Below are 26,647 nucleotides of genomic sequence, written 5' to 3'. Positions count from 1 at the left end.
GCTAGCGGAGTACCCCGCGCTCCGCGACGCGATTCTGAATCGGGACTGACGGCCGTCTGCGGCGTTCTCAGGTGTCGTGTGATTGGACTCGGTGCGTGGAGCTTTGACGTGTGGAGGTGCGCTAGCGCGCTGAAGGTGTGGCTAAGGCCACCAATCCAAAACACTACCCACCGCCTTCTCAGCGTTCCATACGAAACCTTCTAGAATGCGCCGAACTCGCTGGAATATCTCTTCATCCGACGTTAATATCTGGATGTTTCTCTGCGTTTATGAATAGCTTATTCCACTGAGGCCACTCGTCGATAGAAGCTTGATGTATATGTCTGAGCGTGAGAAGGCTTGTTTCGCGTAGCTTCACTAGCAGGTACAAGGCTCCCCCGAGACCAATAGATTCAGGAATCGCATCTACTGGTAACAGTTCGTTGGTGTATCTTGCGACTACCGAAGTGAAATGCTCTATAATCCCTTCAATTCCAATTGCGGCGAGCGCACTCCGTAGTTCATCAATCTTCACAGATAGCGACGCAGCACTTCTAACAACACCAAGTAAGGGGTCCGCTAGGTCCAAGGTCACTTGCCACCCTGAACGGGTCAGAGCGACGTAGTCAGACACGGAATCGGAAGTATATGTGATTCTCATCGGGATTGGGTTGATTCCCTCCGGAGCCTCCTCAACCACCTCTAATGAATCAGGGTCAGGACCCGGAAGCTCGTCGGAATCTTCCATAAACCAATTTTGTGTCGTCAATTCTTAATTTTTCCGGCGACTGGCACAGTTCGGTACGTCTCTGCTCCCTTCACTCACTCCCCCACGGGGTTCCACGTTGAGAGAGCCGACTTCCGATACGTACACACGAAATGGGGAATCCCGTGTGAACGAGCCGAATCAAAATCAGACGAATGCGCGACTGCAAGCACCGAGTTCCAGAGATAACGCTGTGAACGAACCTTTCGTACACACGAGCAGGCGATGCCGGGTTTCTCGTCCTCGCTCGACCGGCGCTGTTGCACGCCCAGTCCGCACAGATTGACGCGCGACCCGGACAGTAAAGTGTAGTGTGGGCGAATGGTTGGTATGCGACGGTCGATTCGGTACGTCCTCTCGGCGGTTGTCGGTCTCGGAGCGCTGGCGCTGGCAGTCGTCGCCCGCGACGGGAGCGTCGGGGTCCTCGTCGCGATTCCGTTCGTCTACGGGGTGACGGCGGCGCTCGTGCTCGACAATCTCGCGACAATGCGCGCCATGCGCGGCGGCGACGCGCGGACGCTCGGGATGCTCGGCGGCGGCGTTAGCGCCGGAGGCACAATCGGCCTGCTCCAAGAATCGATTGCGGCGGGCGTCCTTGGCTACGGGCTCTTCGTCTTCGGCATGGCGGTGGTCATCGCCGACCCCGTGATGGCCGCCCTCCCCGACGACCAGTAACCCCGGATGGTTCGTGGTATCTGCCGCGTCGAGCGCAAAATGCGGTCCCCGGTGGGGAGTCCGCCAGCGCCGCTATCCGACTACCGCTTCTCGTCGTCCCGCTGCTTGAAGATGGTGACCGGGACGGTGGCGCGGCGCGTGACGGTCTCGGCGACGCTGCCGAACAGCACGCGGCCGACGCCGGAGCGGCCGCGGCTCCCCATGACGATGAGGTCCACGTCCTCGTCGTCGGCCGCTTCGAGTATCTCGACGGCCGGCTTCCCCGTTTTGAGTCGGGTGTCGAACGCGACGCCGCGCTCGCTGGCGAGCTCGCCGTACTCTTCGAGCAGTTCCGTTGCGCGCTCGTGGCGTCGCTTTCCCTCCGCTTGGTAGCTCTCGAAGTCGAAGTTCTCGTCGTCGCCGTAGCCGAACGGGCTCGCCGGGTCGACGACGTGGAGAATCGTCACCTCGGCGTCCGCGTAGCTGTCCAGCACGTATTCGAGCGCCGCCTCCGACTGCGGCGACCCGTCCACCGGCACAAGGATGTGTTGGCCCATACTGTCGGATGACGGGGCAGCCTGATAAGTTCACACCACGCGACGGCTCGACCCCGCTCACTCTCCAATCTGTCTTCCTGTCGCCGGCTCGAACAGCCTCGAACCCCCGAGTCGCGCGTTGCGAAGAACGACTCCAGTCGCCTAGTGCTCCCGTTCGAGGATGGTGCCGCTGGCGCCGACGGCGACGTGGGGGTCGCCGAGCGCGACCGCGTTGAGGTTCTCTTCGATAGGCGACGCTCGGGTCCACCAGTCGAACGCTCGTGCTAGCGTGCGAAGCGGCGGCGTGCCGTGGCCGCGCCGGTGCAGGACTGTCCCGCTCGCGCCGACGGCGTGCACGCAGCCGCAGTCGCCGACCTCGACGTCGTTGAGCGCGTCGTTCGCCGCGGATTCCTGCTCCCACTCGCCGCCGGACCCAATCGCGACGGTCCCGGACGCCCCCGCGAGCACGACCGTTTCGGACGCACGCAGTTCGACGTCGTGCAGCGTTTCGTCGAAGGCGGTCGCGTCGACGCTGGTCCACGTCTCGCCGTCGGTGGTCTCGAAGAGCGAGCCGTTCTGGTCGACGAGGAAGCCGGTCGTGCCGACCACGGTAATCGCGGCGATTTCGGCGCCGCTTCCGGGCGTCGTATGCGTCCACGTCCCCTCGCGGCCGTTCGCCTCGGACCGGTGGACGTGTCCCGAGGAGTCGACGAGATAGACAGTCGCGTCCCCCGCTGGCCCGGTCACGGCAACGTCGGTGAACGTGTTCGTCACGCCGTCCGGCGCGCTCCGCGACGTGAGCGCGTCCGCCTCCGGGTCGTATTCGCCGACGACGCCGCTCGCGCCCGCCATCCACAGTCGCTGGCCGTCCGTCGTGGTCGCTGCCGACGAGAGGTTGTTCCCGTTCCCCGTCGGGCCGGCGTCAGTCACGACCGACCAGCCGTCGTCGCCGCGTTCGAGGACGAGCCCGTTGCTGCCGACCGCGAACGCGCCGGTGGTGGTGTCGGCGACGTCGTGGAGCGTTCGCTGCGTCGGCGTCTCGACGACCGTCCAGTCGCCGCGGTCCTCCCGCTGGGAAGATTGGTTCAGCGCGAGGACAGTCGGCGCGACAGTCCCACCGGTCGCGCACAGGAACTCGCGGCGGGAACGCTCACTCATACCGATAGAACCACGTTGCGCTCGTAGCCGGAAGTGCGCTGTGGCCACTATGCCGCCAGTTGGCGGCTACTCTCTCGCACGAGCCCAGCGCTCTCGGGTTCGGGAACGCTTCGGCGCTCGGAACGATGCGGGACGAGCAAAGACGTTACTTCGATTCCTTTCGAACCCGGACGTATGCCTGAGTCCCCGCCTCCACGAACCGACCGCATCGACCGCACGCGTCGCCGCGTCTTGGCCGGTGGCGGAACGGTCGCCACGGCCGCCCTCGCCGGGTGCAGTGGACTGTTCGAAACGGGACCCCGAACGCTGGAGACCGTCGTTCACGAGGACTCCGCAGCGGAGTTGTCGTGGGACTTCCCCGCCCAATCCGAGGCGGAGAGCGTCGGGTACGTCGAAATTAGCACGAACGGACAGTCCTACTCGGACGGGTCGGTTCCGTCGGCGGGGTTCACCGTCGAGGTCGGCATCGACCCGTCGTCGGGCTACGAGCTGGCCGAGTTCACCGTGCGGCTCGCGACGCCGAACGCGTACTTCGACCGGCGCGGTCAGGTGACCTATCTGGTCAGTCCACCGGCGCGCAGCGACGACACCAGTGCGTACTATCGCCGGCTCCGGAGCGGCTCCATCCACCGGCAGCTCGTCGTGGAGCTGGCCGAGGTTGGCGTGGACGGGAACGTCGAATTCCCCGTCGTCGTCCGCGAGGCCCAGTCGCTCCCGTCGGCGTTGCAGTGTTCGTTCTCGCTCCGAGCGGTCGAGTCCGGGACCTTCGGCGAGACCGTCACCGCGTCGGCTTCCGGCACCTTCGAGTTCGCGGCCGACGGCTCGTAGCGGGCGCTCGGCGTGCCAGCCGAAACTGGCCGCGTCAGCTACTCGCTGACTTCCGTCTTCACGACGGTCGCCGGGCGCGTGGTCAGCCGGAGGACGCGGTCGGTGACGCTCCCGAGCAGGGCGCGGTACTCCTCCGGGCGGCGCTTGGTGCCCAGCACGAGTAGGTCGGTGTCGTGGTCGTCGGCGTACGCCACGATGGCCTCGGCGGGCTGGCCGTGGCGCATCGCCGTCTCGACGTCGACGCCGGCGTCGGCCGCTTGCTGCTGGATGTCCGCGAGGGTCTCCTCGCCGAGCTCTTCGAGGCCGTGTTCGGGGCCTTCGGCTTCGTCGACGTACTCGTCGCCGCTGTACGCGTTCACGACGTCCTCGTCGACGACGTACAGCGCGTGCAGGACGGCGTCGTGTGCGGCTGCGAGGTCGAGCGCGTGCGCTTCCGCCTGCTCGGACGCGACGGTCCCGTCAGTCGATAGCAGTATTCGGTCGTACATGTGTCGGAGTTCAGCGGGGAGTGCAATAAATGCGGCTCCCGTTCTCGTCCCTTCGGAGACGCGTGACTCGATGCCGGCACGTCAATCGAGGTTGCGCTCACCCGACGCCGCTAGTGAACACCACCTGCGTAATTTTTGAGTTAGCCTCACAGAAAACGCTAATTTGACAGTAAAGTTTAACACAGTGTTCGTCTTGGTAGGTGGTATGGGTATGTTTGACAGTGAGCACAGTCGGCGGTCGTACCTGAAAGCCACCGGCGTCGCCAGCGCCGTCGGTCTCAGCGGTCTCGCCGGCTGCACGGCGTTCGGCGGCTCCAACAGCTCGGAGAGCATCACGATTGCGGCAGCCGTCCCGGAGACGGGTCGGCTGTCCTCGGTCGGCAACGAGATGCTCGCCGGCTACGAGCTCGGCGTGGAGAAGCTCAACGAGCGCGGCAACCTCGACCGAGAGGTCGAGCTCGTCGTCAGAGACGACGAGAGCGACCCGGCCGTCCTCCGACAGCAGCTCCAACAGATCACGAGCAACAACGACGTCGACCTGGTGTGGGGGAGCTTCTCCAGCCCGCTGGTCATGGCGGGGTCGGCGTACGCGGAGAATCAGGGACTGCCGTTCCTCGCGGTCGCGACCTGTTACGAGGAGCCGCTCGTCTCCGGGGACAAGGAGTGGACGTACACGCCGTTCCCGAAGACGCGCGACGTCACGCGAGCGACTACCGGGATCCTCGAACTCGTTCCGGAGGCCGACCGCCCGGAGGTCGTCGGCATCTGGGAGGAGAACTCCGGGTGGGGCGCCGAGATGGCACAGGCGTGGGACGAGCGGCTCTCGGAGGCGGGCTACGACGTGGCGATGCGGGAGACGTACAACCCGGGCAACGAGGACTTCTCGACGCTCATCTCGCAGACCGAGGACGCGGGCGTCGAGGCGCTGGTGGCGAGCCCGCAGCCGCCGGACGGCATCACCGCGATGAACCAGCTGAACAACTCCGGCTACACGCCGGAGTTCGTCGAGTTCGTGCGGGCGTCGGACCCGCAGGCGTGGTGGACGGCGCTCGGCGAATCTGGCAACTACGTCACGATGTGTCCGGGGTGGGCGCCCGGGATGACCGGGAACGGGAACGAGGAGCTGCTGGACGCGTACGCCGAGCGAAACGACGGCGAGACGCCGCGCGTGATGGTCGGGGTCGGCTACAATCTCGCGCAGACCACCGAGCAGGCGCTGGCCGGCGCGGAGAACACGGACCCGGAGACGGTGCGGTCGTCGCTGGACGAGACCGACTTCGAGACCGTCATCGGCGACTTCGCGTTCGACGAGTACGGGATGCCCGAGCAGGGCCAGCTCTCGGCGGCGAGCGCGCAGTGGTGGAACGGCGACCAGCGCCTCGTCTACCCGCAGACCGAGCAGGCCGCGGAGCTGCAGTTCCCCATCGAGTGACGACTCGTCGCCGCGGGCGGCTCCGTTCCGCGTCCCGGGTGTCGCGCCGGGGGGTGGCACAGCCGACCGACCACTCCGCCACCCACCACGACTAGTTAAGTAAAATACTAATATCGGCAAACACAGTAGCCAATAGTTTAAGTAGTATAGTTACTTTGTGTGGTAGTGATGGTAGAAAGTGACATAGAGAACGTGACCGTGCTCGGCGCGGGGAGCATGGGTCACGGCATCGCCGAACTCGCAGCCATCGCGGGCTACGACGTGGTGGTGCGGGACATCGAAGAGGAACTCGTCGCCGACGGCCTCGAAGAAGTCGAGTGGAGCCTCGGCAAACTCGAAGAGAAGGGGAAACTCGACGACTCCGCCGACGCGGTGCGGGCGCGAATGACCGGGGAGACCGACCTCGCGGCCGCCGTCGCCGACGCCGACCTCGTCGTCGAGGCCATCCCCGAGAACCTCGACCTCAAACGGGACACCTTCGCCGAGGTCGACGACCACGCGCCCGACCACGCGATTCTCGCGTCGAACACCTCCGGGCTGAGCATCACCGCCATCGGCGCGGCGACCGACCGACCCGAACAGGTCGTCGGCACCCACTTCTTCAATCCGCCCGTGAAGATGGACCTCGTGGAGGTCGTCCACGGCGAACAGACCAGCGAGGCGACGCTGACGGCCGCCCACGAGTTCGTCGCCGACCTCGGGAAGCGCGCCATCGACGTCAAGCGCGACGTCCACGGCTTCATCGTGAACAACGTCATGCTGCCGTTCATCGAGGAGGGCGCGTGGATGCTCGCGGACGGCGACGCGACGGTCCGGCAGGCCGACGCCGCGATGGTTTACCAGCGCGGCTACCCGATGGGTCCCTTCGAGCTCGCCGACTACACCGGCATCGACATCGCCTACCACTTCCGCGAGGACACCGACCTCGACTCCCCGCCGACCATCGCCGAGAAGGTCGAGGCCGACGACCTCGGGAAGAAGACCGGCCGCGGGTTCTACGACTGGGAGGGTGACGGCCCCGACTACGAGCCGGGCGACGGCGAGGGCTTCGACACGCTCCGCGTGGAAGCCCGCATGGTCAACGAGGCCGCTCGCCTGGTCGGCAACGACGTCGCGACGCCCGACGACGTGGACCTCGGGAGCCGGCTCGGCGCGCGCTTCCCCGAGGGCGTCTGCCGGCTCGGCGACCAACTCGGCCTCGACGCCGTCCTCGACAAACTCCGGACGCTCCACGAGCAGACGGGCGCCGAGCGGTTCGCGCCCGCGGACTACCTCGTGGAACTGGTCGAGGACGGGAAGACCGGCGTCGACGCCGGCGAGGGGTTCCACGACTACCGCGGCGACGGCCCCTACCAGTACGTCAACAAGTCGCTGGACGACCGCGGCGTCCTCGAAATCGAGTTCGACCGCCCCGAGCGCCTCAACGCCTTCTCCGAGACGATGTTCGGCGAGGTCGAGCAGGCGCTCGACAACGCCGACCCCGACGACGTCTCCTGCGTCGTGTTCTCCGGCGCGGGCGAGGACGCCTTCAGTTCCGGCGCGGACATCACCGGCTTCATGACCTCGGAGCCGACCGAGCTGATGGACGTCGACGAGACGATTCAGGCCATCGACGAGTTCGAGCGCCCGACGCTCGCGCGCATCGACGGCTTCTGCCTGGGCGCGGGCTTCGAAATCGCGCTCGCCTGCGACCTCCGTCTCGCCACCGAGGACTCCTCGCTGGGCGCGCCCGAAATCAACCTCGGGCTGATTCCGGGCGGCGGCGGCACCCAGCGGCTCACCCGCATCGTCGGCGAGGGCCGCGCGAAGGAACTAGTCTTCCGCGGCGAGCAGATCTCCGCCGAGCGCGCCGCCGACTGGGGGCTGCTCAACCGCGCCGTCCCCGCCGAGGAGTTCGACGACGTGGTGGCGGAGTTCGTCGCCGACCTCGCGAACGGTCCGAAGACGGCGCTGAAAGTCGCCAAGCGCGTCATCGACGACGGACAGGATGCCAGCCTCGACACCGGGCTGGACGTCGAGAGTCAGGGCTTCGGCCTGCTGACGACGACCGACGACATGGTCGAGGGCGTGACGGCGTTCCGGGACGACCGGGAGCCGGAGTTCGAGCGATGACCGGGACTGCCGCAATCGTCGGCGGCGGCCACGCCGACTGGGGGAAGCGCGAGGCGACGTGGAAGGACCTCGCGCAGGAAGCCGGGAAGGCCGCCTTCGACGACGTGGACGGCGTCACGCCCGACGACGTCGAGGGGTTGTTCGTCGGCGCCGTCCAGCCCGAGCGGTTCGCGTTCCAGAGCCACGTCGCGCCGCTGGCCGCCGAGCTGCTCGGCATCGACGTGACGAAGATGATCTCGCGCACCGAGCTGGCGTGCGCCAGCGGGCAGGCGGCGCTGCGGTACGCGTGGCTCGCCATCGCCAGCGGCCAACTCGACACCGCGCTCGTGCTCGGCGTCGAGAAGATGAACCTCGGCGACGACTACGTCGAGGAGACCCAGTCGGGGATGACGAACGTCCTCGACCGCGAGTTCGACGGCGTGAACGGCCTGAACGCGCCATCCTTTTTCTCGATGTTCGCCCAGCGGCACATGCACGAGTACGGCACGACGCGCGAACAGCTGGCGGCGGTGAGCGCGAAGAACAAGCGCCACGCCGCGAACAACCCGTACGCGCAGTTCCAGCAGGAGGTCAGCGTCGACGACGTGCTGGAGTCGTACCCGGTCGCGCCGCCGCTGTGCCTGCTTGACTGCAGCGGCATCACGGACGGCGCGGCGGCGCTGGTCCTGATGAGCGAACAGAAAGCCCGCGAGGTCACGGACACCGCCGCGTACGTCACGGGCAGCGGGCAGTCCTGCATGGCGAGCAACTCTATCAACAACCTCCCGTCGATGTCGGCGTGGCCGCAGGCCACCGTCGCCGCCGAAGAAGCCTACGAGCAGGCGGGCATCGACGACCCCGTGAAGGAGTTGGACGTCGCGGAGATTCACGACTGCTTCTCCATCAGCGAAATCATCGAGTACGAGGACCTCGGCTGGGTCGAGAAGGGCGAGGGCGGCCAGTTCGTCGAAGACGGCCGCAGCGAACTCGACGGCGACATCGCCGTCAACCCCCGCGGCGGCCTGCTGGGCTGTGGCCACCCATTGGGCGCGACCGGCGTCTCGCAGGCGCTGGAAGTGTACAAGCAGTTCACGGGCGAGGTGGAGTCTGCCCGGCAGGTGCCGGACAGCCCGGAGACCGGCCTCATCCACAACCTCAGCGGCAGCGGCAGCGTGCACAGCGTGATGACGCTCGCGAGGGACCCACAATGACTGACAACCACACGGACGACGGAGCCGGTGGACCGCCGCGCACGACCGTCTCGGTTCCGGACACCATCGAGTTGCCGCGCCTGCTGGACTTCTACGACCTGCAGGACGCCGAACACACCAGAATCCACGAGTTCTACGACCGCCTCCGCGAGGGGTCGCTGTCCACGACGGAGTGCCAGGACTGCGGTGAGTTGCACTTCCCGCCGCGCGTGATGTGCCCGGAGTGCACGAGCGACGACCTCGCGTACGTCTCGCTGCCCCACGAGGGCGAGCTGTTCGCGTTCGGCGCCGTCCGGGGCAGCGGCCCGCTCGGGATGGACACGCCGTTCGTCACGGGCGTCGTGGATCTCGACGGCGTCGATGTCCAGTTGTCCGCGCGCATCGACGGCGCCGACTACGACGACCTCGCCATCGGGGATCCGGTGGAACTGCAGGTCGTCGACGTCGAGGGCCCGACCGACCAGGACAGGGTGTTCTATCAGTTCACGCCACGAGGTGACATGGCATGACGATGGAGTACGACCTCACAATCACGAAGCTCCTCGAGCGCGCCCGCGACCTCTTCGACCACAAGGAGATCGTCACCGCGCTCCCCGACGGCAGCACGCACCGGTACACGTACGGCGACGCCTACGAGCGTATCAGCCAGCTCGCGCACGCCTTAGACGACTACGGTATGGAGCCGGGCGAGCGCGCGGGCGTCATGGCGGTCAACCACTTCCGGCACTTCGAGCTGTACTTCGGGCCGTCGTGTAGCGCGCGCAGCATCCACATGGTGAACCACCGCCTCCCCGAACACCACCTCGTCGAAATCATCGAGGAGGCGGCGGACCGACTGATGTTCGTGGACCCGCAGTTCGTGGAGACGCTGGAGCCGATTGCTGACGACCTCGACACCGTCGAACAGTACGTGGTCCTCGGCGACGAGAGCGACGTGCCGGACACGTCGCTGGAGGCGGTGACCGACTACGAGTCGTTCATCGACGGGTACGACACCGACTACGACTGGCCCGCAATCGACGAGGACACCGAGAGCGCGCTCTGTTACACGTCCGGCACCACCGGCCTGCCGAAGGGCGTCCAGTACACCCACCGCGGGCAGTTCCTGCACACCCTGATGCACAGCCACGCCGACGTGTTCGGCATCAGCGAGACCGACACCGTGATGCCGGTCGTGCCGATGTTCCACGTCAACGGCTGGGGGTTGCCGTACACGACGACGTTCACGGGCGCGAACATCGTGCTCCCCGGCCAGCACACCGACCCCGACGAACTCCTCTCCATCGTGCAGGACGAGGCCGTGACGATTGCGGCGGCCGTCCCGACCGTCTGGATGGAGGTCGACCGCATCATCGAGGACGCCGACGACCTCGGCCCGGAGTCGCTGTCCTCGCTGACCGACGTGCTCATCGGCGGGAGTTCGCCACCAGCGTCGCTCATCCGGAAGTACGACGAGGTGTACGACGCGCCCATCAGCCAAGGCTACGGCATGACGGAGGCGTCCCCGCACCTCGCGAACACCCTGATGACGACGGAAGTCCAGCAGCTCCCCGAGGACGAGCAGGACCGCCTCCGCATGAAGGCCGGCGTCCCCGCGCCCGGCGTCCAGATTCGCCTCCGCGACGAGGGCGGCGAGCCGGTCCCCCACGACGGCGAGACGCCCGGCGAGGTGCAGGCGCGGGCGCCGTGGCTCGCCGGCGAGTACTACGAGCGCCCGGACGCCACCGAGTTGTCGTGGACGGAGGACGGCTACTTCCGCAGCGGCGACGTCGCTACCGTCGACGAGTACGGCTTCCTCGACATCGTGGACCGCCTTGACGACGTCATCAAGAGCGGCGGCGAGTGGATTTCCAGCATCGAGCTGGAAAACGCGCTCATCGGCCACGACGGCGTCGAGGAAGCCAGCGTCATCGGCGTCGCCCACGAGAAGTGGCAGGAACGGCCCGTCGCGTACGTCGCCACGACGGACGGCGTGACCGTCGAGGAGCTCCGCGAGCACTTGCTCGAAGAGTTCCCGAAGTGGTGGCTGCCCGACCGCTTCGAGTTCGTCGACGAGGTGCCGAAGACCTCCACCGGGAAGTTCAACAAGCAGCGCCTCGTCGAGCGCTTCGAGGAGGAGTACGGCTCGCTGCCCGCCGAAGAGTAGTCCGGGGACGTCGCCTCAGAACCCCCGCTCGTCGGCGACGTCGAGGTGGTCGAAGAGGTCGGGGCTGGCGCCGAACTCGAGGACGTTCGTCATCACGCTCGTGCGCACGTTCAGCACCGTCTTCCCGTGGTTCTTGTAGAACTCGTGGAGCCAGCGCTCGCCGTGCTCGCGCGTGGGGAACAGCATGATGGACTTCCACTGGTACTCGCCGTCCGAGAGGAAATACATCAGGGTGTGCTCGTCGTCGCGGATGTGTTCCATCGTCTCCCGCCACGTGTCCGCGAAGTACTCGGGATTGAACTTGAACTCGAACAGCTCGAACACGAAGTACTCCTCGTTGGGCATGATCGCCTCGCGGAACACGCCCGCCTCGCGCATGTTCCGGATGGACTCGTTGACAGTGACGTAGGAGACGTCGATGCCGTACTCGGCTTCGAGGACGTCCGCGAGGTCCCGGGAGGAGACGCTGGGGTCTTTCGCGAGTTCGCGGAGGATGTAGACGTCGCGGTCCTTGAACTCGTAGGTCGGTTTCTCGTCGGCCATACGTCCGCCTATCCGGGTAACAATGTTAAGACTCCGGGTTCGGGGAGCCAGCCGACGGATTCCCCGCCCCGCTGGCCAGCGAGAAGTCCAAAAGCGCGTTCGCGGTTACGACTGGCCGCCGGACTGCTCGCGCTCGCGGCGGTGGCGCGCGGACTCGATGCCCAGTTTGGCGAACAGCCGCCGGGTCCGGGACGACCCCTTCTCGATGCGGACCGAGTCGTCGCCGTTCTGCGTCATACAGTCGTCTGTAACGCCCGTCCACATAAGACTTTAATCGTTACGGAAAGTTCAAGGCGAAAGCCTCGCCCTTCAGGGCGGGGATGAAGCCGACCAACAGTATTCAACCGCCGTCGATGGCATAGACGCGGTTCCAACACAATTTTTAACCGGTCCGACCATGATAGTATACATAGATGGTAAAGAGTACCCGTCACGCGAAATACGAACTCTATTACCACATAGTGTTCGTGCCGAAGTATCGGCGTTCACACCTGACGGGGAAGACGAAGGACCGTCTCGAAACCATCTTCACGGAAATCTGTGAGGACAAAGACCTCGAACTGGCCGAGTCCGAGGTCATGCCCGACCACGTACACCTGTTCATCGGAAGTCCACCGAAGAACGCCCCGTCACTCATCGTCAACTGGGTCAAGGGCATCTCGGCGCGGAAGTATAACCAGCGATACGACGACCGCGTGAAGTGGACTCGTTCGTACTACGTCGGTACGGCGGGGAGTTCCTCGAAGGGCGCTGTCGAACAGTACATCGCTGAACAGGAAGGTGGTGACGAATGAAGCGCGTCAACACCTTCGAGGTCGTGCCACAGACCGAGAACGACAAAGAGTGCCTTCTACGGCTACTCGACGCCTCCGCCTCCCTGTGGAACGAACTCACCTACGAACGCCATCAGAACTACTTCGGTGACGGCGACGTGTGGGACACCTCCGAGTACCGAGGACGCTACAACGGTGTCGTCGGAAGCGCGACCGTCCAACAGGTCACGCGCAAGAACAGCGAAGCGTGGCGGTCGTTCTTCGCGCTCAAAGAGAACGGAGAGCATGCGAACCCACCGTCGTACTGGGGCAACGATGAGGATGGACGAGAACTCCGTACCTACATCCGAAACAACCAGTACACGATTCAGTGGGGCAAGCGTAGCCGTCTCGAAATCCCCGTTGGGCAAGAGTTGAAAGACGAATACGGACTCGGCTACCACGAACGCCTCCGTCTCGAAGTCCGAGGCAACCCGAAGTGGGACGGCGAACAGGGTCGTCTGGAACTTGAGTACGACGGGGTGAGCGACACGTTCAGGGCTTTCCAACCAGTCACAGTCCCTGATTCTCGACTGGATTCACCACTGGCTTCGGAAGAAGCCGCCCTCGACGTTGGCGCAAACAACCTCGTCGCCTGTTCTACGACTACTGGGAACCAGTACCTCTACGACGGTCGGGAGTTGTTCGGACGGTTCCGTGAGACGACTGACGAAATCGCCCGCCTGCAGTCGAAACTCCGCGAGGGACGCTACAGTTCCAAGCGGATTCGACGGCTGTATCGACAGCGGACGAAGCGCCGTGACCACGCACAGAACGCGCTGGTGCGCGACCTCGTTGAACGGCTGTACGACGAGGGCGTGGCGACGGTGTACGTGGGCGATTTGACCGACGTGCTGGAAACGCACTGGTCGGTCAGGGTGAACGAGAAGACGCACAACTTCTGGGCGTTCAAGAAGTTCATCCACCGTCTCGCGTGTGTCTGTGAGGAATACGGCATCAGCCTCGAAGTCGAGTCGGAAGCGTGGACAAGTCAGACGTGTCCCGAGTGTGGAGACCACGAGGAGACGGTTCGCCATGAGGATACGCTGACGTGTCCGTGTGGGTTCGAGGGACACGCAGACCTCACGGCGTCAGAGACGTTCCTTCGGGAAAACAGCGGTACGGAAGTCAGGCCGATGGCACGGCCCGTGCGATTCGAGTGGGACGACCACGATTGGTCGGGGAAACCACACCCTCACGAAAGTCCTAAAGAAGTGCGCACAAACCCGCAAGTTGCCTCTGTGGGTCGGTAGCCGAATCCCCAACGGAGGAATCCTCGCGCTTTAGCGCGGGGAGGATGTCAATCACTGACAAATGCGAACGCGAGGAGAACCACTCCGGCGGTCGCGAGCACGACCACGTACGGGGGAAGGTGGTAGGCGGTCCGCACCGTGAACAGGACGGCGCCGTACAGCAGCGCCGCCGACCCGAGCAGCAGCGTCGCCTGCGCGTTCTCTAGGTACGCCGCGTTCGCTCGAATCTCACGCGCGAGGTCCTGCGCCCACCGGTCGTACATCTCCAGCAGGTACTGTTGGCCCTCGTCGTCGGGGAGGTTCGGTTCGGCGTCGAGCCGCCGTGCGCGCGCTCGTTCTTTCGGTCCGACTCCCGGCTCGTACTCGGTCACGGTGTAGATGCCGACGCCGTAGACGCCCGCGGCGAGCAACCCCACGACGCCGACCGTGCTAGACACCGTGGCGAACACCGAGAGGTTGCTCACCGAGTCGGGGCCGGCAATCCCGACGGCGGAGACGAGGAACCCCAGAATCAGGACGGTTGTCCGCACCGTCCGCATCGCCTTGTCGTCGATGCTCTCGATGGTCGCAATCTGGGTCTCGTAGGAGGCGCGCGACTCCGAGAGGAGCGTCTCTGTCGAGTCGTCAGCCGTCGGTGGTCACCGGCGGTCGTCGAGAGATAGCCGCTCCCACTGCAATAAACGCTCGGACGAAGCCATACCGCCTGCTCTCTCGGCCGGAGGTCTCACCGCGTTGCCTGCGTGGCAATTTTTACCACGTCTCCTGTCGTCCTGTCGGATAATCGGGCGAAAGTTGTATGGTACGATACCTTTCTCGCAGTAGGTAATACTATATTGGACAAGTGTTCAGATTAGGGTATGACCTACGAGACACTGGACTCCGAACTCATCAACGCACTCCTCGCGGACGGCCGCGCGAGCTTCCGCAGCCTCGCTGAAGATCTCGACGTCTCCGTGACGACGATTTCGAACCACCTCGAAGACCTCGAAGAGGACGGCATCATCCAGGGCTACACGCCCATCATCGACTACGGCAAACTCGGCTACGACGTGACGGGTATCCTCCAGTTGAAGGCCGCCGGCGGGTCGCTGCCCGACCTCGCGGACCGCCTCCGGGCGCACAAGCAGATGGTCTCCGTCTACGAGGTCACCGGCGACTACGACATCATCGCCATCGGGAAGTTCCAGAACACCGACGACATGAACGAGCACATCAAGGAACTGCTCGCCGACGCCGACATCGAGGAGTCCTCGACGAGCATCGTCCTGAACGCGGCCGCCGAATACGACCAGTTCGAGCTCGACGCCGAGTGACGCGCCCCCACGACCGGTCTGCCGGTCGTCGTACTATCGGACGTACATAGTTGTCGCGGCGACGTCGCAGCCGCTGCGAGCAGCGAGCGACCTGCTGTGCGCGTTACGGCGACCGACAGAACCGTCGAGTGCCTTCGCAACGCGAGTGCTAGACGAGGCGGTGGTGTCGGTGCCCGAGAGCGACACGGAGGCGTACTGGTGCAGGTCGTCTATAGGCTCTCGGTGGTCGGTCGCGCGGCTCGGAGCTGCGTGTACGCTTCGGCGACGACGCCGAGCCCGAGCAGTGAGAGTGGGAGTGCGACGAGGCCGGAGACGAGGGTGCCGAGCGACGGGTTGGCAGCGGCGGTGACGGCGACGCTGGCGACGACCGAGACGATGCCGGCGACCACGCCGACCGCGATGGAGAAGACCACCATCAGGACGAACAGGCGTAGCCAGTGGCCGCGGGCGAGCGTCCAGCTGTCGCCGAGCGCGGCGACGAAGTTCTCGTCCTCGATGGCGACGTAGACGAGCGTGAACAGGAACGCGACGTACGCGATGAGTCCCGGCACGACGAGGAGGAGCGAGCCGACAGTGACGAGCACGCCGTAGGCGATACTTCCGAGCACGGAGTTGACGAGGACGTACCCGACGTTGCGCGTGAAGTACTCGCGCGGAATCGTCTCGGCGTGGCCGCCGACGAACGTTCGGAGCGCGACAACCGAGAGGTACTGGAGCGCCAGCAGCGAGACCACCGCCCCGACGGCGAGGAGCGCGAACGGGGCGTCGACGGTCGGCAGCCCCAGCTCTTGTGGGGAAATCTCGGTCGTGTCCACCGACGCGACGAACACGCTGTAGAACGTCAACTGCCACACCAGACTGAGGACTGCGTAGCCAGCAATCAGTTTCAGCCCGTTCCGGTTCGCGACGCGGAGAACCCCGCCCGTGAGCGACGAGCCGATGTTCAGGGACATCGGTTCGTACTCTCGCATCGGCCCTGAAATACGTGACCCCGCGTTTCAGTGACCGCAAATCCGCCCCGTCGAACGGTTGTCGTCGAGCGTGACAGCGGCCGTCCCTCGACGCGAACGACCCCGGAGTTCGATTTCGGTTCCCTGAACGCAGCCACTCGAACCGCCCTCGATAATGAACGAGTTCGATGAACAAATCTAGTGAACACGATGAGTGAACACGAGTGATGAACATGTATCCGAGCGCGAGACGGATTCGCTGGAACGCGGCGATCCGACGCCGCCGCTTACGGTGCGAGTTCGGCGGTACGTCGATGTCCTGTGGGAGAAACGTCGCCGGCGAAAGAGAGAGGCGTGCGGTGGTGACAGGTAGCCTGGTGCTCAACCAAGTGTTCGATGGCCGGCGACAGTTGAGACGACACTCGGGTTCGTAGTAAACGTTTGTCCCGGTTCCAACCGAGTGAAAATCAACCACTGTCGCCGTCCCGGGCGGGTCGCTGGCAGCGAGCGTCGAAGCCCCCGCGAGTCCCTAGTTATACGAGGACGCCATCGAGTAGCGTGGGTATGGCTGCGAATCACGCGACGGTGTCGCGCAGGGAGGACGCGGAGTCCGTCCGGGGGTGGGCGGTGTGACGGCAACGGTCGTCGGCGTCGACGTCGGCGGCACGTTCACCGACGTCGCGTTACTCGTCGGCGACGACCTCGTGACGGCGAAAGTGCCCAGTACCGACGAGCAAAGCGACGGCGTGCTGGCGGGCATCGAGAAGGCGTGCTCGGAGGCGGGCGTCGCGCCCGGCGACCTCGAGGAGTTCTCGCACGCGATGACCGTCTCGGTCAACGCCCTGCTCGAAGAAGACGGCGCGAAGACCGCGCTCGTCACGACGGCGGGGTTCCGCGACGTCCTCGAAATCGGGCGGCAGGACCGCCCCTCGCTGTACGACCTCGACGCGGAGAAACCCGACCCGCTCGTGCCCCGGCACCGCCGCTACGAGGTCGCGGAACGAACCACCCCCGACGGGGTTCACGAGACAGTCGACGAAGGGGAGGTGCGTGAGGTCGCGGCGGCGATTCGCGACGACGGCGCGGAAGCGGTCGCAGTATCGCTGCTGCACGCCTACGCCCACCCGGAGAACGAGCGGCAAGTGGCCGAACTGCTCCGCGAGGAACTCGACGCGCCGGTGTCGGCCTCACACGAGGTACTGGGCGAGTTCCGGGAGTACGAGCGCACCTCGACGACGGTCGTGGACGCGTACGTGCGACCGGCAATCGACCGGTACGTGGGGCGGCTGTCCGAGCGCGCCGCGGCCGCCGGGATTCCGGCGCCCCGCATCATGCAGGCCAACGGGGGGATTACGGACGCCGAGACGGTCCGACGGAACGCGGTGCTGACCACCCTCTCGGGGCCGGCCGCCGGCGTCGTCGGTGCGAACGCGCTGGCCAGCGACGACCCCGCAGCCCAGCCGGACCTGGTGTCGTTCGACATGGGTGGGACGTCCAGCGACGTCAGCCTCATCCGGGACGGGACGGTCGAACGGACGACCGACGCCGAAATCAACGGCCGGCCGATTCGCACGCCGATGGTGGACGTCGAGACCGTCGGCGCGGGCGGCGGGTCGATTGCGTGGGTGGACGCCGGCGGCGCGCTCCGCATCGGCCCAGAGTCGGCCGGCGCGAACCCCGGCCCCGCCTGTTACGGGCGCGGCGGCGCGAAGCCGACCGTCACGGACGCGAACCTCGTCCTCGGGTACATCGGGGACAGTACGAGCCTCGGCGGCGAACTCTCGCTGGACGCGGACCGAGCGCACGACGTGCTCTCGGACCTCGCGGCGGAAGCGGGGATGGACGGCGCCGTCGAGGCGGCGCGCGGCGTCTACCGGGTCGCGAACGCGAGCATGACGCGGGCGATTCGCTCGGTGACCGTCGAGCGCGGCTACGACCCGCGAGCGTTCGGGCTCGTCGCGTTCGGCGGCGCGGGCCCGATGCATGCCGTCCAGCTCGCGGACGCCCTCGACATGCACCGCGTCGTCGTCCCGCGCGCCTCGGGCGTCCTCTCGGCGTACGGGCTGCTCGCCGCCGACGAGAAACAGGACGCGGTGCGGACGCACCGGCAGCCGCTCGCCGACGTGGACGCCGACAGCGTCGCCGACGTCTTCGCCGAACTGGAGGGCGACGTCCTCGATTCGGTGTCGGACCGCGCGGCGGCGTCGCTGGACCGCTCGGTGGACCTCAAGTACGCGGGTCAGAGCTTCGACCTCACCGTGGACGTGGACGGGGCGTTCGACCCGGAGGCGGCAGCACAGCGGTTCGCGGCCGCACACGAGACCGCGTACGGCTACCGGATGGACGACCCCGTCCACCTCGTCAACTGCCGAGTCACGGCGACCGTCGCCCGCACGCCGCCGCACCTCGACTACGACGGCGCCGGCGACCCGCGGAAGGCGACCCGGGAGGCCGTCTTCGCCGACGGCGTCTACGACACGCCGGTCTACGACCGCGCCCGACTGGCGTCCGGCCGGACGATTCAGGGGCCGGCCGTCGTCGAGGAGAACGAGAGCACCACCGTCGTCCCGCCCGCTTGGACCGTGGCCGTCCGCGACGACGGCGCGCTCGTCGCCGAACCGGAGGCACGATGACCGACGACGAGCCGACCGCCGACCTCGACCCGGTGACGCTGGAAATCCTCCGGAACCAGTTGGAGAGCGTCGCCGAGGAGATGGGGCAGGTCCTCATCACGGGCGCGTACTCGCCGAACATCAAGGAGCGACAGGACTGCTCGACCGCGCTGTTCGACGCGAGCGGCGCCCTCGTCGCGCAGGCCGAACACATCCCCGTCCACCTCGGCGCGATGCCCGACGCGGTCGACGTCGTGATGGGCTGCGACCCCGAGCCCGGGGATGTCTTCGCCGTCAACGACCCGTTCGCGGGCGGCACGCACCTCCCGGACGTCACGCTCGTCTCGCCGATGGCGCCCGACGGCGAGATTGTCGGGTACGCCGTCTCGCGCGCCCACCACGCCGACGTCGGCGGCAGCGCGCCCGGGAGTATGCCCTCGGGCGCGACGGAAATCTACGAGGAGGGGTTGCGGCTGCCCGCGGTCCGCCTCGTGGCCGGCGGCGAGGTCAACGAGGACGTCCGCGACCTGATTCTGGCGAACGTGCGCACGCCGGCCGAGCGGCGGGCGGACCTGCGGGCGCAGCGCGCGGCCAATGACCGCGCGGAGGAACGAATCGGGGAGCTGCTCGCCGAACACGGCGACCGCCTGTGGCGGGCGTTCGACGCCGTCGTCGCGTACTCCCGGGACCGGATGGAAGCGGAAATCGAGGCGCTGCCGGACGGCACGTACGAGGCCCGCGACGTCCTCGAAGGCGACGGCGTCACCGACGACGATATTCCCATTCAGGCGGCGGTCACCGTCGACGGCGCCGAACTCACGGTCGACTTCGACGGGACCGCAGCCCAGGTCGAGGGGAACCTCAACGCGCCGCGCGCGGTCGCGAAGAGCGCCGTCTACTTCGTCGTGCGCGCGGTCACCGACCCCAAGATACCGCCGAATCAGGGCTGCTACGACCCGATAACCGTCGCCGTTCCCGAGCAGTCCATTCTGGACCCCGAGCCGCCCGCGGCCGTGGTCGGTGGCAACGTCGAGACGAGCCAGCGGGTGACCGACGTCACGCTGCGAGCGTTCGCGGACGCCGTCCCCGAGCGCGTTCCGGCCGACGGGCAGGGGACGATGAACAACCTGGTCATCGGTGACCGGCGCGGCGAGTTCACGTACTACGAGACCATCGGCGGCGGGTTCGGCGCGCGCCCGACGAAAGACGGGATGGACGGCGTACAGGTCGGCATGACAAATACGCTCAACACGCCCGTCGAGGCCTTGGAGGCCGAATACCCGCTGCACGTCGAGCGGTACGCGCTCCGGCCGTCCAGCGGCGGCGACGGCCGCTTCCGCGGCGGCCTCGGCCTTGAACGCTCGCTGACCGTCCAGACGGACGCGACGGTGTCCCTGTTGACCGAGCGCCGCCGGACGGCGCCGGCGGGCGTGAACGGCGGCGAAGACGGTGCGACCGGCGAGAACCGCATCGACGGCGAGACCGTCGCCGCGAAAGTCTCGCGGGCCGTCGACGCCGGGACGACGCTCACCATCCGGACGCCCGGCGGCGGCGGTCACGGTCCGCCGGCCGAGCGGGACGCGGACGCCCGCGAGCGCGACCGCCGCGACGGGAAAGTCACCGACGAGTGACGGGCTGGTTGTCGCTTCCGACCGTCAGAGGCCGCCCTGTCCGCCGCGGAAGGCGACGGAGATGTCGTAGTCCAGCGGGATGACGTTGCCCGCGGCGAACTTCCGGAGGACGTAGCCGCAGAATCCCGCGGTGAGCGCCAGCCCGGCGGTGAACCAGAGCGCGGCGAACCGCGCCCCCGTCAGCCCGTCGAGGAGGGAGACGGCGGCCATAGCGACGACGGCGAGGGCGGCGACGCCGGACACGGCGAGGAGGGCGAGTCCGACCAGGTTCGCGGCGACCGTGGCGAGTTTCATCGGTCGATAGTTCGTCCGCCGGCACCAAAAGTCAGTGGTATGGCTCCGCCCCTGGTGGCGTCTCCGAGCGGGCGAATGCTTTTCGTGTGGCCGGACGGAGAACAACGAAATGGCGCCGGCTGAATCGGACGCGGCGGGATCGGGCTTCTCGCTCCGGAACGCGATTGTCGCCGTCCTCTGTCTGTTCGTCGTTCGGCTCGGAGCGGGGTGGGCGCGCGGCATTCTCGAAGGTGACTACGTGTTGGGTTTCGCTGGCCTGCTGCTCGTTCTCGGACCGGTACTCTGGCTGCTGGCACAGGTCAGAGCCGCGTACTTCTGACCCCGCTTTCTAGCGTCGGCCGGCGTTTCGGGTCGCGGCGGCCAGTCAGGCTGACTCAGGCCAGATTGCGACGGTGGCGACGGTCACACTCGCAGCCAGCCACCCGAGCAGTCCGACGCCGCTGACGAGCGGCGACGCGGTGGCGACGGACGGGCTGACTGCCAGCGCGGGCTGGATTGCAACTTCGAGGACGAGCCCACGGAACGCGCTCGCCGGGCTAAGACCCGTGAAGACCGCGATAGACGCGGCATCGACGACGTTCGCCGAGACGAGCGTGACGACGGCGAGGTCGAGTGCGACCGCGACGGCGAGTAGCACGCCGACGCTGGCGGCGAGCGCCTGGCGGCTCGTGCGCGTCGCCGCCGAGACGGCGACCGCGAGCGCGGCGGCGACGAGCGCGTAGAGCGCCGCGAACACCGCGAACCGCGCGTACACGAGCGGGGTGTCGCCCGCGCTGTGCGTCGCGAAGAACGCCACGGGTTGGTTCGCCCCGACGCTGGCGACGACGCCGGCCGCGCCGAGGCTCGTGAGCACGACGACGAGCAGGACTGCGGCGCGCCCGACGAAGACGCCCGCGACGTACTCCAGTCGCGACACGTCGTACGTCCGGATGACCGCCAGCTCACCGCGTTCGTCGTCGCCGCGGACGGACTGGTAGGCGTACGCGAACGCCAGCGTCGGAACTAACACCTCCACCGGGAGGAGGAGGTCGTAGGTCAGCGACACGTAGCCGCCGGGCGCACCCATCGAAACGCCACCGAGTCCGACGATGATGCCGAAGAATCCGATGGCGAGCGCGAGAGCGACGCGGCTCCGAAGCAGCGTCCAGAGTTCGCGCTCGACGATGGCGGCCACGCGGTCGCGTCGCCGCATCACCGCCCACCTCCGGGACGAGCGACAGCGCCGGCTTCTGCGCGAGCGGTCGCGGCGAACGCCGCTCGAAGCGACTCCGCGCCGGTCGTCTCCAGAATCTGCTCGGGCGCGCCGTCGAGGACGAACTCGCCGTTCGAGAGGAACAGCGCGCGATCCGCGCGCGCCTCGATGGCGGCCAAGTCGTGGCTCGCGGTGACGACGAGTCGGCCGTCGCCGGCGAGCCCCTCGACGACGTCGAAGATGTGGTCGGCGACGTCCGGGTCGAGACCGCTGGTCGGCTCGTCGAGGACGACGACGGGCGGGTCGCCGACCAGCGCCACCGCGATGCCCAAGAGGCGGATCATCCCCCCGGACAGTTCGTCAACGCCGCGCTGGGCGGCATCCGCCAAGCCGACCTCGGCGAGCAGGCTGTCGGGGTCAGTGTCACCGTCGACGAGGTCCGCGTAGAACTCCAGCGTCTCGCAGGCGGAAAACCCCGACCGAAAGCCGGGTGTCTGCGGGAGGTACGCGACGAGCCGGCCGGAAGCGGCCGGCCGGGTGACCGTCCCCGCGTCGAGCGGTCGCAGTCCCGCCAGCAGTTCGAGCAGCGTCGTCTTCCCCGACCCGTTCGGGCCGACTACCGCCGTGAACGCACCCGTCCGGAGGTCGACGGACGCGCCGTCGAGGACAGTCACGTCGCCGAACGCCAGCGATGCGTCCCTGAGCGCTAGTGACCGTCCGTCGTTGGCATTGTCGGTCACGACGTCACCTCCGTCGCGTTGGTCGCTCCACGGGTAGCGGCCAGCGTCTCGGGCCGCACCGGGGTGACTCGCGGCGCGGTGTCGACGACGCCCGCGGGACGCAACCCCGGCACGGTGTCCTGGACGTTCCGAGTCAGTGCAACCGCCGGTGAGCGGGCGAGCGTCCACGCGCCGGGCGCGTCGTGGAGGTGCCCGTCGACGGCGCCGCTCGGGCGGAACGACCGCTCGTAGTAGCCGTCTGCGTCGGCGTCACTTCCGGGCATCGGCCCCCAGTAGTTCCCGCTACCGTTGACGGTCCACACGCGGAGCGGGCCGAGGTCGGCGGTGACAGCGCGGTCGTTGCCGACAATGTCGTTCGCGGTGACGAGATTCGTCGGCAGCGCGGGGCCGCTACGAATCCCGACGGTGTTGCCAGTAATCGTGTTGCGCTCAACGAGGGACTGGGAGCCGAGGACGTCGATGCCGCGGGCGTTGTCGGTCACGACGTTGCCGGCGTAGTAGGCGTACGAACCGGCGGTTGAGAGCCCGACCTGCGACGCGCGTACGTCGTTGTCGACGACGATGGTTCCGGTGGGTCGCGTCATGATGATGACGCCGGTCTTCGTGTCGCGGACGGTGTTGTTGCTGACGAGCGAACGGGAGGTGTACATCTCGTGGACGCCGAATCGGCTGTCCCGGAACGTGTTGCCGCGGACGACGACGCCGTCGGCGCGATGCGTGTAGACGCCGTCGCGGCCGCCCGCGAACTGGCTGTCTTCGACGACCAGCGGGCCGTGCATCGCGACCAGCCCCATGAAGCCGTCGTCGGCGTCGTTCGTCACGTTCACTTCCGTGTCGCGAACGACCGAGCGGGTGCTGTTCAGCGAGACGATGCCCGAGGATGGCGTGTCGACGTGGAGGCCGGTGAGCAGTGATTCGGTGGCATCGACGAGGCGCACGGCGGCGTCGCCGCGGCCGTACGCGAGTTCGATGTTCTCCGACCAGCCGGCGGTTTCGAGCCGGGAGGCGTTCAACATGCTGCGCCGACTCCCGACGTCGCCGACGCCGTCGATGCGGAGGTCCGCGAGCGCGACTCGCGGCGCGGTGACGTGCACGACGGTTCCGTTTCCGTCGCCCCGGAGCCGGGTGGCTTCGCCGGCGCCGGAGATGGTCAGCGACTTGTTCACGGTGAGGCCGTCAGTCCGATACGTTCCGGGCGGGACGCGAACGGTCGTGTTCGGCGGCGCGGCGTCGACAGCGGCGGCGAGCGACGGGGCGTCTTCGCCGACGGTGACCGACGTCGGTCGGTCGCGGAGCGTCCGGGCGGTAGCGACCGCCGCGTCCGCCCACGCGGACCGGTTGTCCGCGGCCGCCCGGAAGTTCTGACGGGTGAGCGGTTGCGCGGGCGTGACGGCGTCCTCGACTCCCGACCACGGGACGACGTCGCCGCCGTAGTCGTCGGCGAACGCCGCTGCGGCGCTCCGCTCGCCGAACGGGACCGCGACCGGGCCGCTCGGGAGGCGGGCGTCGCTGCCGACGACGACGAACGCGTCCTCGGCGTCGACGAGGCCGACATGGTTGGCCGCCGTCAGGGAGCCGTTCTCGGTGAGAGAGGCGTTCGTGCCGGCGTAGTCGGAGACGAAGATGGCGACCGGCTGCCCGAACTGCCGCTGGTGGCCCGCTCGTTGCTGTTCGAGGCGGAACGACTCGATGGTGTCGAAGCCGACGACGTACTCGTAGCTCGAGTAGTAGACCTGCACGCGGGGAATCGACAGGCCGCGTCGCTCGACCTCGCGGACGGTCTCGTCGGTCAGTCCGAGGTCGAACGTGTTCTCGAACCGGGCGGGCTCGACGGCGTCGTCGCCGACCGGTACGACGAGGGAGTAGCTCAGTAGGACGAGCGCGACCACCAGCGCCAGCGGGAGGCTTCGCCCGAGCATGCTACGCGCCGAGCGACGAGACGAGGTCCGGGGTCACGTCGTCGAACGTGGCGAGGTCGCCGCCGTACTCGTCCCGGAACCGTTCGGCGTCCGCGCGCTCGGCGAACCCGACGAGGTCTTTGCCCATCGCGCCGACGACCGCCGAGCCGACGACGTAGGTGGCGGCGGTCGCGTCGACGAACGCTGCCCGCTCGTAGTGTGTCGAGAGCAGCTGCTGGTCGCCGTCGGTCCGGACGTCGTAGTCGACGGCCGAGTAGTCGGTGACGTAGAACGCCGTCCGCGTCCAGTCGTGGCGGAAGTCGAACTGGAACGCCTCCCACACGCTGTCGAAGCGAGCGGGATTTTCGTGGTCGCTAGGGCGTGCGTTCGCGTAGAAAATCTCGGCCGTCGGGCCGGGTTGCTGTGTAATTGCCATGCCGCAGACGTCGCAGGTGGCGCCGTCGGGAATCGTGACCGGGGCCGGCGCGTCGTCCGTGCCGCCGCCACCGAGACAGCCCGCGAGGCCGGCCGCGACGGCGGTGGTAGCGCCGCCGACGAACTGCCGTCGCGTGACCGGCAGCCCGCCCGCTGGAGTTGGTGTCTGTGCGTGGGATTCGTGGGTCGAGGGGCGTTCGTCAGATGAGTGTGGAGCCATGAGTGAGAGGCGTCGTGGGGGACTCGGCGTCGTTTGCTCGTGGCTCCGCAGATAGTATAGTGGCACTGGTACAATACTCGAATCGGTTCGAGGAACGAACCAGAACAGCTACGAGGCGTCCTCCGGCGACTGGTACACCAGGTACAGCAGCGTCGCCGCGGTCAGGAAATCAATCGAGTGCGCGATTAAGTGGTGCAACCCCATCGGCACCACGCCGAACAGCGTCCCCATCCCGACGAACGTCCGCCCGACGAGCAACGCCAACACGCCCGCAACGAGTAGATACCGGCGAGAGCGCCGCTGCACGTACGCACTCAAGCCGACGCCGAACAAGACGACGGTCCCCACCGTCGCCAGCGACAACACCACCACGAGCACCGGCCAGTACCGACTCGGAATCCACTGCGTCATCGAAGCTCACCCGTCGAGGAGGTTGTCGACCAGCCGCGTGAACCTGTCGACCATCCGTTCGCCGAGCGTCGGGTCCGCTTCGCGCAGTAACTCGACCGTCCGGTCGGCGTTCCGAACGGTCAGGGTCACGCGGTTCGAGACGTCGCGCTGTTTCTCGACCAGTCCGCAGTCGACGAGGCGGTCCAAGTGCCACTCCAGGGTACTGCGAGCGATGCCGAGGTCGTCCGCCACGGCCGCTGGCGGCGCCTCCCCCTCTGTCAGGAGCAACGCGACAATCTCCCCGGCGGTCTCCCGGCGGAGCAGCGCCAGCGCGGTCCGCTCCCAGTCGTCGTACTCCGGGGGGAAGTAGTGTGTTTTCCCGTAGACGGACTCCGCAATCACGTCCTCCGTCGATTGGAGTTCCCGGATGTGGTACTGGAGTTGGCCCGGCGCGAGTTCGAGTCGCCGAACGAGTTCGTTGAAGTGGAGGCCGGGGTGGGCCTCGATGGACTCCGTGATTGTGGCGCGAGTGGGTGGCATAGTGGAGTGAGTGGTCGCCGGCCGCGCCGCCGCCCGAACCACGCGGTCGGACGCGAACCGTCAGGATACGATGACCTAGACGGGGCCGGGAGAAACGGTTTCTGGTCCGTCCGTCGAAACCGCGCCCGCTCGCGGACTCCTCCACCCAGAGGGTCTTGCGGTTGACGAACTCGTCGATGCCGGGAGACTTCGCAGTCGTACCCGGAGATGCAGATGACTGACGCCGGTGGTTTGCGGTGGGAACAGCAGGAAGCTACACATTGGCGGGAGCCACCGCGCTTTCTCCGGTCACCCGCCGAACTCGGCCGTGAGGATGCCGGGGAGGTCAGTCAGCCAACTGACGACCGCGCAGACGACCATTACGGCGACCGCCGCCATGTATCCCCAGACGGTGACGGTGTCGAGGACGAGTTCGATTGCGACGAACCCGGAGACGATGATGGCTCCGCTGACCACGGCCGCGACGACGACGAGGAGGGCGCCGTACGCTCGGGCAGGGCGGTTCACCATACGCCACACCAACAGTTCCAGACGT

At 67.1% G+C, this 26,647-nt stretch carries 29 protein-coding genes; 13 read left to right on the top strand and 16 right to left on the bottom strand.

Annotated elements, in window-relative coordinates:
- Positions 1 to 232 precede the first annotated feature (232 nt).
- The gene (locus HHUB_RS16705; RefSeq protein ID WP_143416465.1) at positions 233 to 727 is read right to left on the bottom strand and encodes a hypothetical protein; all 495 of its coding nucleotides are present in this window, start codon (positions 725 to 727) and stop codon (positions 233 to 235) included.
- A gap of 348 nt (positions 728 to 1,075) precedes the next feature.
- On the opposite strand from HHUB_RS16705, the gene HHUB_RS13525 reads away from it, so the two are divergent.
- Positions 1,076 to 1,420: a hypothetical protein gene (locus tag HHUB_RS13525; protein WP_218778834.1), complete on the top strand. Its 345-nt coding sequence runs from the start codon at positions 1,076 to 1,078 to the stop codon at positions 1,418 to 1,420.
- A gap of 80 nt (positions 1,421 to 1,500) precedes the next feature.
- On the opposite strand, the gene HHUB_RS13520 is transcribed toward HHUB_RS13525, so the two are convergent.
- Positions 1,501 to 1,956 (bottom strand): universal stress protein, encoded by a 456-nt coding sequence (locus HHUB_RS13520; RefSeq protein ID WP_059058433.1) that lies wholly within the window; start codon positions 1,954 to 1,956, stop codon positions 1,501 to 1,503.
- Between the two features lie 141 nt (positions 1,957 to 2,097).
- A complete protein-coding gene (locus HHUB_RS13515) occupies positions 2,098 to 3,093 on the bottom strand; it encodes a WD40/YVTN/BNR-like repeat-containing protein (protein ID WP_059058431.1) in 996 nt (331 codons plus the stop codon).
- 174 nt (positions 3,094 to 3,267) lie between these two features.
- Between HHUB_RS13515 and HHUB_RS13510 the strand changes: the two genes are divergently transcribed.
- Complete coding sequence (locus HHUB_RS13510) at positions 3,268 to 3,921, top strand: hypothetical protein (RefSeq protein ID WP_218778835.1); 654 nt, start codon at positions 3,268 to 3,270, stop codon at positions 3,919 to 3,921.
- A gap of 38 nt (positions 3,922 to 3,959) precedes the next feature.
- On the opposite strand, the gene HHUB_RS13505 is transcribed toward HHUB_RS13510, so the two are convergent.
- Positions 3,960 to 4,409 (bottom strand): universal stress protein, encoded by a 450-nt coding sequence (locus tag HHUB_RS13505; RefSeq protein ID WP_059058428.1) that lies wholly within the window; start codon positions 4,407 to 4,409, stop codon positions 3,960 to 3,962.
- Positions 4,410 to 4,620: 211 nt separating this feature from the next.
- Here HHUB_RS13505 and HHUB_RS13500 point away from each other — a divergent pair, with 211 nt between their 5' ends.
- The 5 genes from HHUB_RS13500 (at position 4,621) to HHUB_RS13480 (ending at position 11,289) form a co-directional block, all read left to right on the top strand.
- Positions 4,621 to 5,841 (top strand): amino acid ABC transporter substrate-binding protein, encoded by a 1,221-nt coding sequence (locus tag HHUB_RS13500; RefSeq protein ID WP_169793423.1) that lies wholly within the window; start codon positions 4,621 to 4,623, stop codon positions 5,839 to 5,841.
- A gap of 168 nt (positions 5,842 to 6,009) precedes the next feature.
- Positions 6,010 to 7,953 carry a 3-hydroxyacyl-CoA dehydrogenase/enoyl-CoA hydratase family protein gene (locus HHUB_RS13495; RefSeq protein ID WP_059058424.1) on the top strand — a complete coding sequence of 648 codons (1,944 nt, stop codon included), beginning with the start codon at positions 6,010 to 6,012 and terminating at the stop codon, positions 7,951 to 7,953.
- Positions 7,950 to 9,143: a thiolase C-terminal domain-containing protein gene (locus HHUB_RS13490; protein ID WP_059058423.1), complete on the top strand. Its 1,194-nt coding sequence runs from the start codon at positions 7,950 to 7,952 to the stop codon at positions 9,141 to 9,143. Before HHUB_RS13495 ends, HHUB_RS13490 begins: the two co-directional genes overlap by 4 nt.
- The gene (locus tag HHUB_RS13485) at positions 9,140 to 9,652 is read left to right on the top strand and encodes a Zn-ribbon domain-containing OB-fold protein (protein ID WP_059058421.1); all 513 of its coding nucleotides are present in this window, start codon (positions 9,140 to 9,142) and stop codon (positions 9,650 to 9,652) included. The genes HHUB_RS13490 and HHUB_RS13485 overlap by 4 nt, the downstream gene beginning before the upstream one ends.
- A gap of 2 nt (positions 9,653 to 9,654) precedes the next feature.
- The gene (locus HHUB_RS13480) at positions 9,655 to 11,289 is read left to right on the top strand and encodes a long-chain fatty acid--CoA ligase (RefSeq protein ID WP_059058814.1); all 1,635 of its coding nucleotides are present in this window, start codon (positions 9,655 to 9,657) and stop codon (positions 11,287 to 11,289) included.
- A 15-nt stretch (positions 11,290 to 11,304) separates the two neighbouring features.
- Here the strand turns inward: HHUB_RS13480 and HHUB_RS13475 are convergent, their stop codons facing one another.
- Together HHUB_RS13475 and HHUB_RS17545 are read right to left on the bottom strand one after the other, a co-directional pair.
- Positions 11,305 to 11,832 carry a winged helix-turn-helix domain-containing protein gene (locus tag HHUB_RS13475; RefSeq protein ID WP_059058419.1) on the bottom strand — a complete coding sequence of 176 codons (528 nt, stop codon included), beginning with the start codon at positions 11,830 to 11,832 and terminating at the stop codon, positions 11,305 to 11,307.
- A gap of 105 nt (positions 11,833 to 11,937) precedes the next feature.
- A complete protein-coding gene (locus HHUB_RS17545) occupies positions 11,938 to 12,069 on the bottom strand; it encodes a hypothetical protein (RefSeq protein ID WP_256943897.1) in 132 nt (43 codons plus the stop codon).
- A gap of 176 nt (positions 12,070 to 12,245) precedes the next feature.
- Here HHUB_RS17545 and tnpA point away from each other — a divergent pair, with 176 nt between their 5' ends.
- Both tnpA and HHUB_RS13465 read left to right on the top strand, forming a co-directional pair.
- Positions 12,246 to 12,626, top strand: coding sequence for an IS200/IS605-like element ISHhu1 family transposase (gene tnpA / locus HHUB_RS13470; RefSeq protein WP_059058417.1), 381 nt, complete (start codon positions 12,246 to 12,248; stop codon positions 12,624 to 12,626).
- Complete coding sequence (locus HHUB_RS13465) at positions 12,623 to 13,897, top strand: RNA-guided endonuclease InsQ/TnpB family protein (RefSeq protein ID WP_059058415.1); 1,275 nt, start codon at positions 12,623 to 12,625, stop codon at positions 13,895 to 13,897. Before tnpA ends, HHUB_RS13465 begins: the two co-directional genes overlap by 4 nt.
- Positions 13,898 to 13,944: 47 nt before the next feature.
- Here the strand turns inward: HHUB_RS13465 and HHUB_RS13460 are convergent, their stop codons facing one another.
- Positions 13,945 to 14,436, bottom strand: coding sequence for a hypothetical protein (locus tag HHUB_RS13460; RefSeq protein WP_059058413.1), 492 nt, complete (start codon positions 14,434 to 14,436; stop codon positions 13,945 to 13,947).
- A 318-nt stretch (positions 14,437 to 14,754) separates the two neighbouring features.
- Here HHUB_RS13460 and lrp point away from each other — a divergent pair, with 318 nt between their 5' ends.
- Positions 14,755 to 15,210 carry an HTH-type transcriptional regulator Lrp gene (lrp, locus tag HHUB_RS13455; RefSeq protein WP_059058411.1) on the top strand — a complete coding sequence of 152 codons (456 nt, stop codon included), beginning with the start codon at positions 14,755 to 14,757 and terminating at the stop codon, positions 15,208 to 15,210.
- A gap of 209 nt (positions 15,211 to 15,419) precedes the next feature.
- On the opposite strand, the gene HHUB_RS13450 is transcribed toward lrp, so the two are convergent.
- A complete protein-coding gene (locus HHUB_RS13450; protein WP_238324094.1) occupies positions 15,420 to 16,181 on the bottom strand; it encodes a hypothetical protein in 762 nt (253 codons plus the stop codon).
- 599 nt (positions 16,182 to 16,780) lie between these two features.
- Between HHUB_RS13450 and HHUB_RS13445 the strand changes: the two genes are divergently transcribed.
- Both HHUB_RS13445 and HHUB_RS13440 read left to right on the top strand, forming a co-directional pair.
- Complete coding sequence (locus HHUB_RS13445; protein ID WP_059058406.1) at positions 16,781 to 18,793, top strand: hydantoinase/oxoprolinase family protein; 2,013 nt, start codon at positions 16,781 to 16,783, stop codon at positions 18,791 to 18,793.
- Positions 18,790 to 20,403 carry a hydantoinase B/oxoprolinase family protein gene (locus tag HHUB_RS13440; RefSeq protein ID WP_059058404.1) on the top strand — a complete coding sequence of 538 codons (1,614 nt, stop codon included), beginning with the start codon at positions 18,790 to 18,792 and terminating at the stop codon, positions 20,401 to 20,403. Before HHUB_RS13445 ends, HHUB_RS13440 begins: the two co-directional genes overlap by 4 nt.
- A 24-nt stretch (positions 20,404 to 20,427) precedes the next feature.
- Here the strand turns inward: HHUB_RS13440 and HHUB_RS13435 are convergent, their stop codons facing one another.
- On the bottom strand, positions 20,428 to 20,697 hold the full coding sequence (locus tag HHUB_RS13435) for a hypothetical protein (RefSeq protein WP_059058402.1): 270 nt from the start codon (positions 20,695 to 20,697) through the stop codon (positions 20,428 to 20,430).
- Between the two features lie 109 nt (positions 20,698 to 20,806).
- On the opposite strand from HHUB_RS13435, the gene HHUB_RS13430 reads away from it, so the two are divergent.
- On the top strand, positions 20,807 to 21,016 hold the full coding sequence (locus HHUB_RS13430) for a hypothetical protein (protein WP_059058400.1): 210 nt from the start codon (positions 20,807 to 20,809) through the stop codon (positions 21,014 to 21,016).
- Between the two features lie 45 nt (positions 21,017 to 21,061).
- On the opposite strand, the gene HHUB_RS13425 is transcribed toward HHUB_RS13430, so the two are convergent.
- The 7 genes from HHUB_RS13425 to HHUB_RS13395 form a co-directional block, all read right to left on the bottom strand.
- A complete protein-coding gene (locus HHUB_RS13425) occupies positions 21,062 to 21,889 on the bottom strand; it encodes an ABC transporter permease subunit (RefSeq protein WP_059058399.1) in 828 nt (275 codons plus the stop codon).
- Positions 21,889 to 22,629, bottom strand: a complete 741-nt coding sequence (locus HHUB_RS13420) for an ABC transporter ATP-binding protein (protein ID WP_059058397.1) — start codon at positions 22,627 to 22,629, stop codon at positions 21,889 to 21,891. The genes HHUB_RS13425 and HHUB_RS13420 overlap by 1 nt, the downstream gene beginning before the upstream one ends.
- Positions 22,626 to 24,548, bottom strand: coding sequence for a NosD domain-containing protein (locus HHUB_RS13415; protein ID WP_059058395.1), 1,923 nt, complete (start codon positions 24,546 to 24,548; stop codon positions 22,626 to 22,628). The genes HHUB_RS13420 and HHUB_RS13415 overlap by 4 nt, the downstream gene beginning before the upstream one ends.
- A 1-nt stretch (position 24,549) precedes the next feature.
- Entirely contained in the window at positions 24,550 to 25,182 is a 633-nt protein-coding gene (locus HHUB_RS13410; protein WP_082687264.1) for a nitrous oxide reductase accessory protein NosL, read from the bottom strand.
- 108 nt (positions 25,183 to 25,290) lie between these two features.
- Positions 25,291 to 25,593 carry a DUF7471 family protein gene (locus HHUB_RS13405; RefSeq protein ID WP_059058393.1) on the bottom strand — a complete coding sequence of 101 codons (303 nt, stop codon included), beginning with the start codon at positions 25,591 to 25,593 and terminating at the stop codon, positions 25,291 to 25,293.
- Between the two features lie 6 nt (positions 25,594 to 25,599).
- Positions 25,600 to 26,112 (bottom strand): winged helix-turn-helix transcriptional regulator, encoded by a 513-nt coding sequence (locus tag HHUB_RS13400; protein WP_059058391.1) that lies wholly within the window; start codon positions 26,110 to 26,112, stop codon positions 25,600 to 25,602.
- Positions 26,113 to 26,400: 288 nt separating this feature from the next.
- The gene (locus HHUB_RS13395; RefSeq protein ID WP_059058389.1) at positions 26,401 to 26,622 is read right to left on the bottom strand and encodes a hypothetical protein; all 222 of its coding nucleotides are present in this window, start codon (positions 26,620 to 26,622) and stop codon (positions 26,401 to 26,403) included.
- Positions 26,623 to 26,647: the final 25 nt, after the last annotated feature.

Origin of the sequence: Halobacterium hubeiense (assembly GCF_001488575.1) — an archaeon.
GTDB lineage: Archaea > Halobacteriota > Halobacteria > Halobacteriales > Halobacteriaceae > Halobacterium > Halobacterium hubeiense.
Note: the sequence above shows the minus strand (reverse complement) of the source record. Positions and strands in the feature narration are given on the sequence as shown.

Excerpts from the sequence above, each read along its gene's own strand:
- HHUB_RS16705 (WP_143416465.1), bottom strand. The coding sequence starts at position 727 with ATGGAAGATTCCGACGAGCTTCCGGGTCCTGACCCTGATTCATTAGAG.
- HHUB_RS13525 (WP_218778834.1), top strand. The coding sequence starts at position 1,076 with ATGCGACGGTCGATTCGGTACGTCCTCTCGGCGGTTGTCGGTCTCGGA.
- HHUB_RS13520 (WP_059058433.1), bottom strand. The coding sequence starts at position 1,956 with ATGGGCCAACACATCCTTGTGCCGGTGGACGGGTCGCCGCAGTCGGAG.
- HHUB_RS13515 (WP_059058431.1), bottom strand. The coding sequence starts at position 3,093 with ATGAGTGAGCGTTCCCGCCGCGAGTTCCTGTGCGCGACCGGTGGGACT.
- HHUB_RS13510 (WP_218778835.1), top strand. The coding sequence starts at position 3,268 with ATGCCTGAGTCCCCGCCTCCACGAACCGACCGCATCGACCGCACGCGT.
- HHUB_RS13505 (WP_059058428.1), bottom strand. The coding sequence starts at position 4,409 with ATGTACGACCGAATACTGCTATCGACTGACGGGACCGTCGCGTCCGAG.
- HHUB_RS13500 (WP_169793423.1), top strand. The coding sequence starts at position 4,621 with ATGTTTGACAGTGAGCACAGTCGGCGGTCGTACCTGAAAGCCACCGGC.
- HHUB_RS13495 (WP_059058424.1), top strand. The coding sequence starts at position 6,010 with ATGGTAGAAAGTGACATAGAGAACGTGACCGTGCTCGGCGCGGGGAGC.
- HHUB_RS13490 (WP_059058423.1), top strand. The coding sequence starts at position 7,950 with ATGACCGGGACTGCCGCAATCGTCGGCGGCGGCCACGCCGACTGGGGG.
- HHUB_RS13485 (WP_059058421.1), top strand. The coding sequence starts at position 9,140 with ATGACTGACAACCACACGGACGACGGAGCCGGTGGACCGCCGCGCACG.
- HHUB_RS13480 (WP_059058814.1), top strand. The coding sequence starts at position 9,655 with ATGGAGTACGACCTCACAATCACGAAGCTCCTCGAGCGCGCCCGCGAC.
- HHUB_RS13475 (WP_059058419.1), bottom strand. The coding sequence starts at position 11,832 with ATGGCCGACGAGAAACCGACCTACGAGTTCAAGGACCGCGACGTCTAC.
- HHUB_RS17545 (WP_256943897.1), bottom strand. The coding sequence starts at position 12,069 with ATGACGCAGAACGGCGACGACTCGGTCCGCATCGAGAAGGGGTCGTCC.
- tnpA (WP_059058417.1), top strand. The coding sequence starts at position 12,246 with ATGGTAAAGAGTACCCGTCACGCGAAATACGAACTCTATTACCACATA.
- HHUB_RS13465 (WP_059058415.1), top strand. The coding sequence starts at position 12,623 with ATGAAGCGCGTCAACACCTTCGAGGTCGTGCCACAGACCGAGAACGAC.
- HHUB_RS13460 (WP_059058413.1), bottom strand. The coding sequence starts at position 14,436 with ATGCGGACGGTGCGGACAACCGTCCTGATTCTGGGGTTCCTCGTCTCC.
- lrp (WP_059058411.1), top strand. The coding sequence starts at position 14,755 with ATGACCTACGAGACACTGGACTCCGAACTCATCAACGCACTCCTCGCG.
- HHUB_RS13450 (WP_238324094.1), bottom strand. The coding sequence starts at position 16,181 with ATGCGAGAGTACGAACCGATGTCCCTGAACATCGGCTCGTCGCTCACG.
- HHUB_RS13440 (WP_059058404.1), top strand. The coding sequence starts at position 18,790 with ATGACCGACGACGAGCCGACCGCCGACCTCGACCCGGTGACGCTGGAA.
- HHUB_RS13435 (WP_059058402.1), bottom strand. The coding sequence starts at position 20,697 with ATGAAACTCGCCACGGTCGCCGCGAACCTGGTCGGACTCGCCCTCCTC.
- HHUB_RS13430 (WP_059058400.1), top strand. The coding sequence starts at position 20,807 with ATGGCGCCGGCTGAATCGGACGCGGCGGGATCGGGCTTCTCGCTCCGG.
- HHUB_RS13425 (WP_059058399.1), bottom strand. The coding sequence starts at position 21,889 with ATGCGGCGACGCGACCGCGTGGCCGCCATCGTCGAGCGCGAACTCTGG.
- HHUB_RS13415 (WP_059058395.1), bottom strand. The coding sequence starts at position 24,548 with ATGCTCGGGCGAAGCCTCCCGCTGGCGCTGGTGGTCGCGCTCGTCCTA.
- HHUB_RS13410 (WP_082687264.1), bottom strand. The coding sequence starts at position 25,182 with ATGGCTCCACACTCATCTGACGAACGCCCCTCGACCCACGAATCCCAC.
- HHUB_RS13405 (WP_059058393.1), bottom strand. The coding sequence starts at position 25,593 with ATGACGCAGTGGATTCCGAGTCGGTACTGGCCGGTGCTCGTGGTGGTG.
- HHUB_RS13400 (WP_059058391.1), bottom strand. The coding sequence starts at position 26,112 with ATGCCACCCACTCGCGCCACAATCACGGAGTCCATCGAGGCCCACCCC.
- HHUB_RS13395 (WP_059058389.1), bottom strand. The coding sequence starts at position 26,622 with ATGGTGAACCGCCCTGCCCGAGCGTACGGCGCCCTCCTCGTCGTCGTC.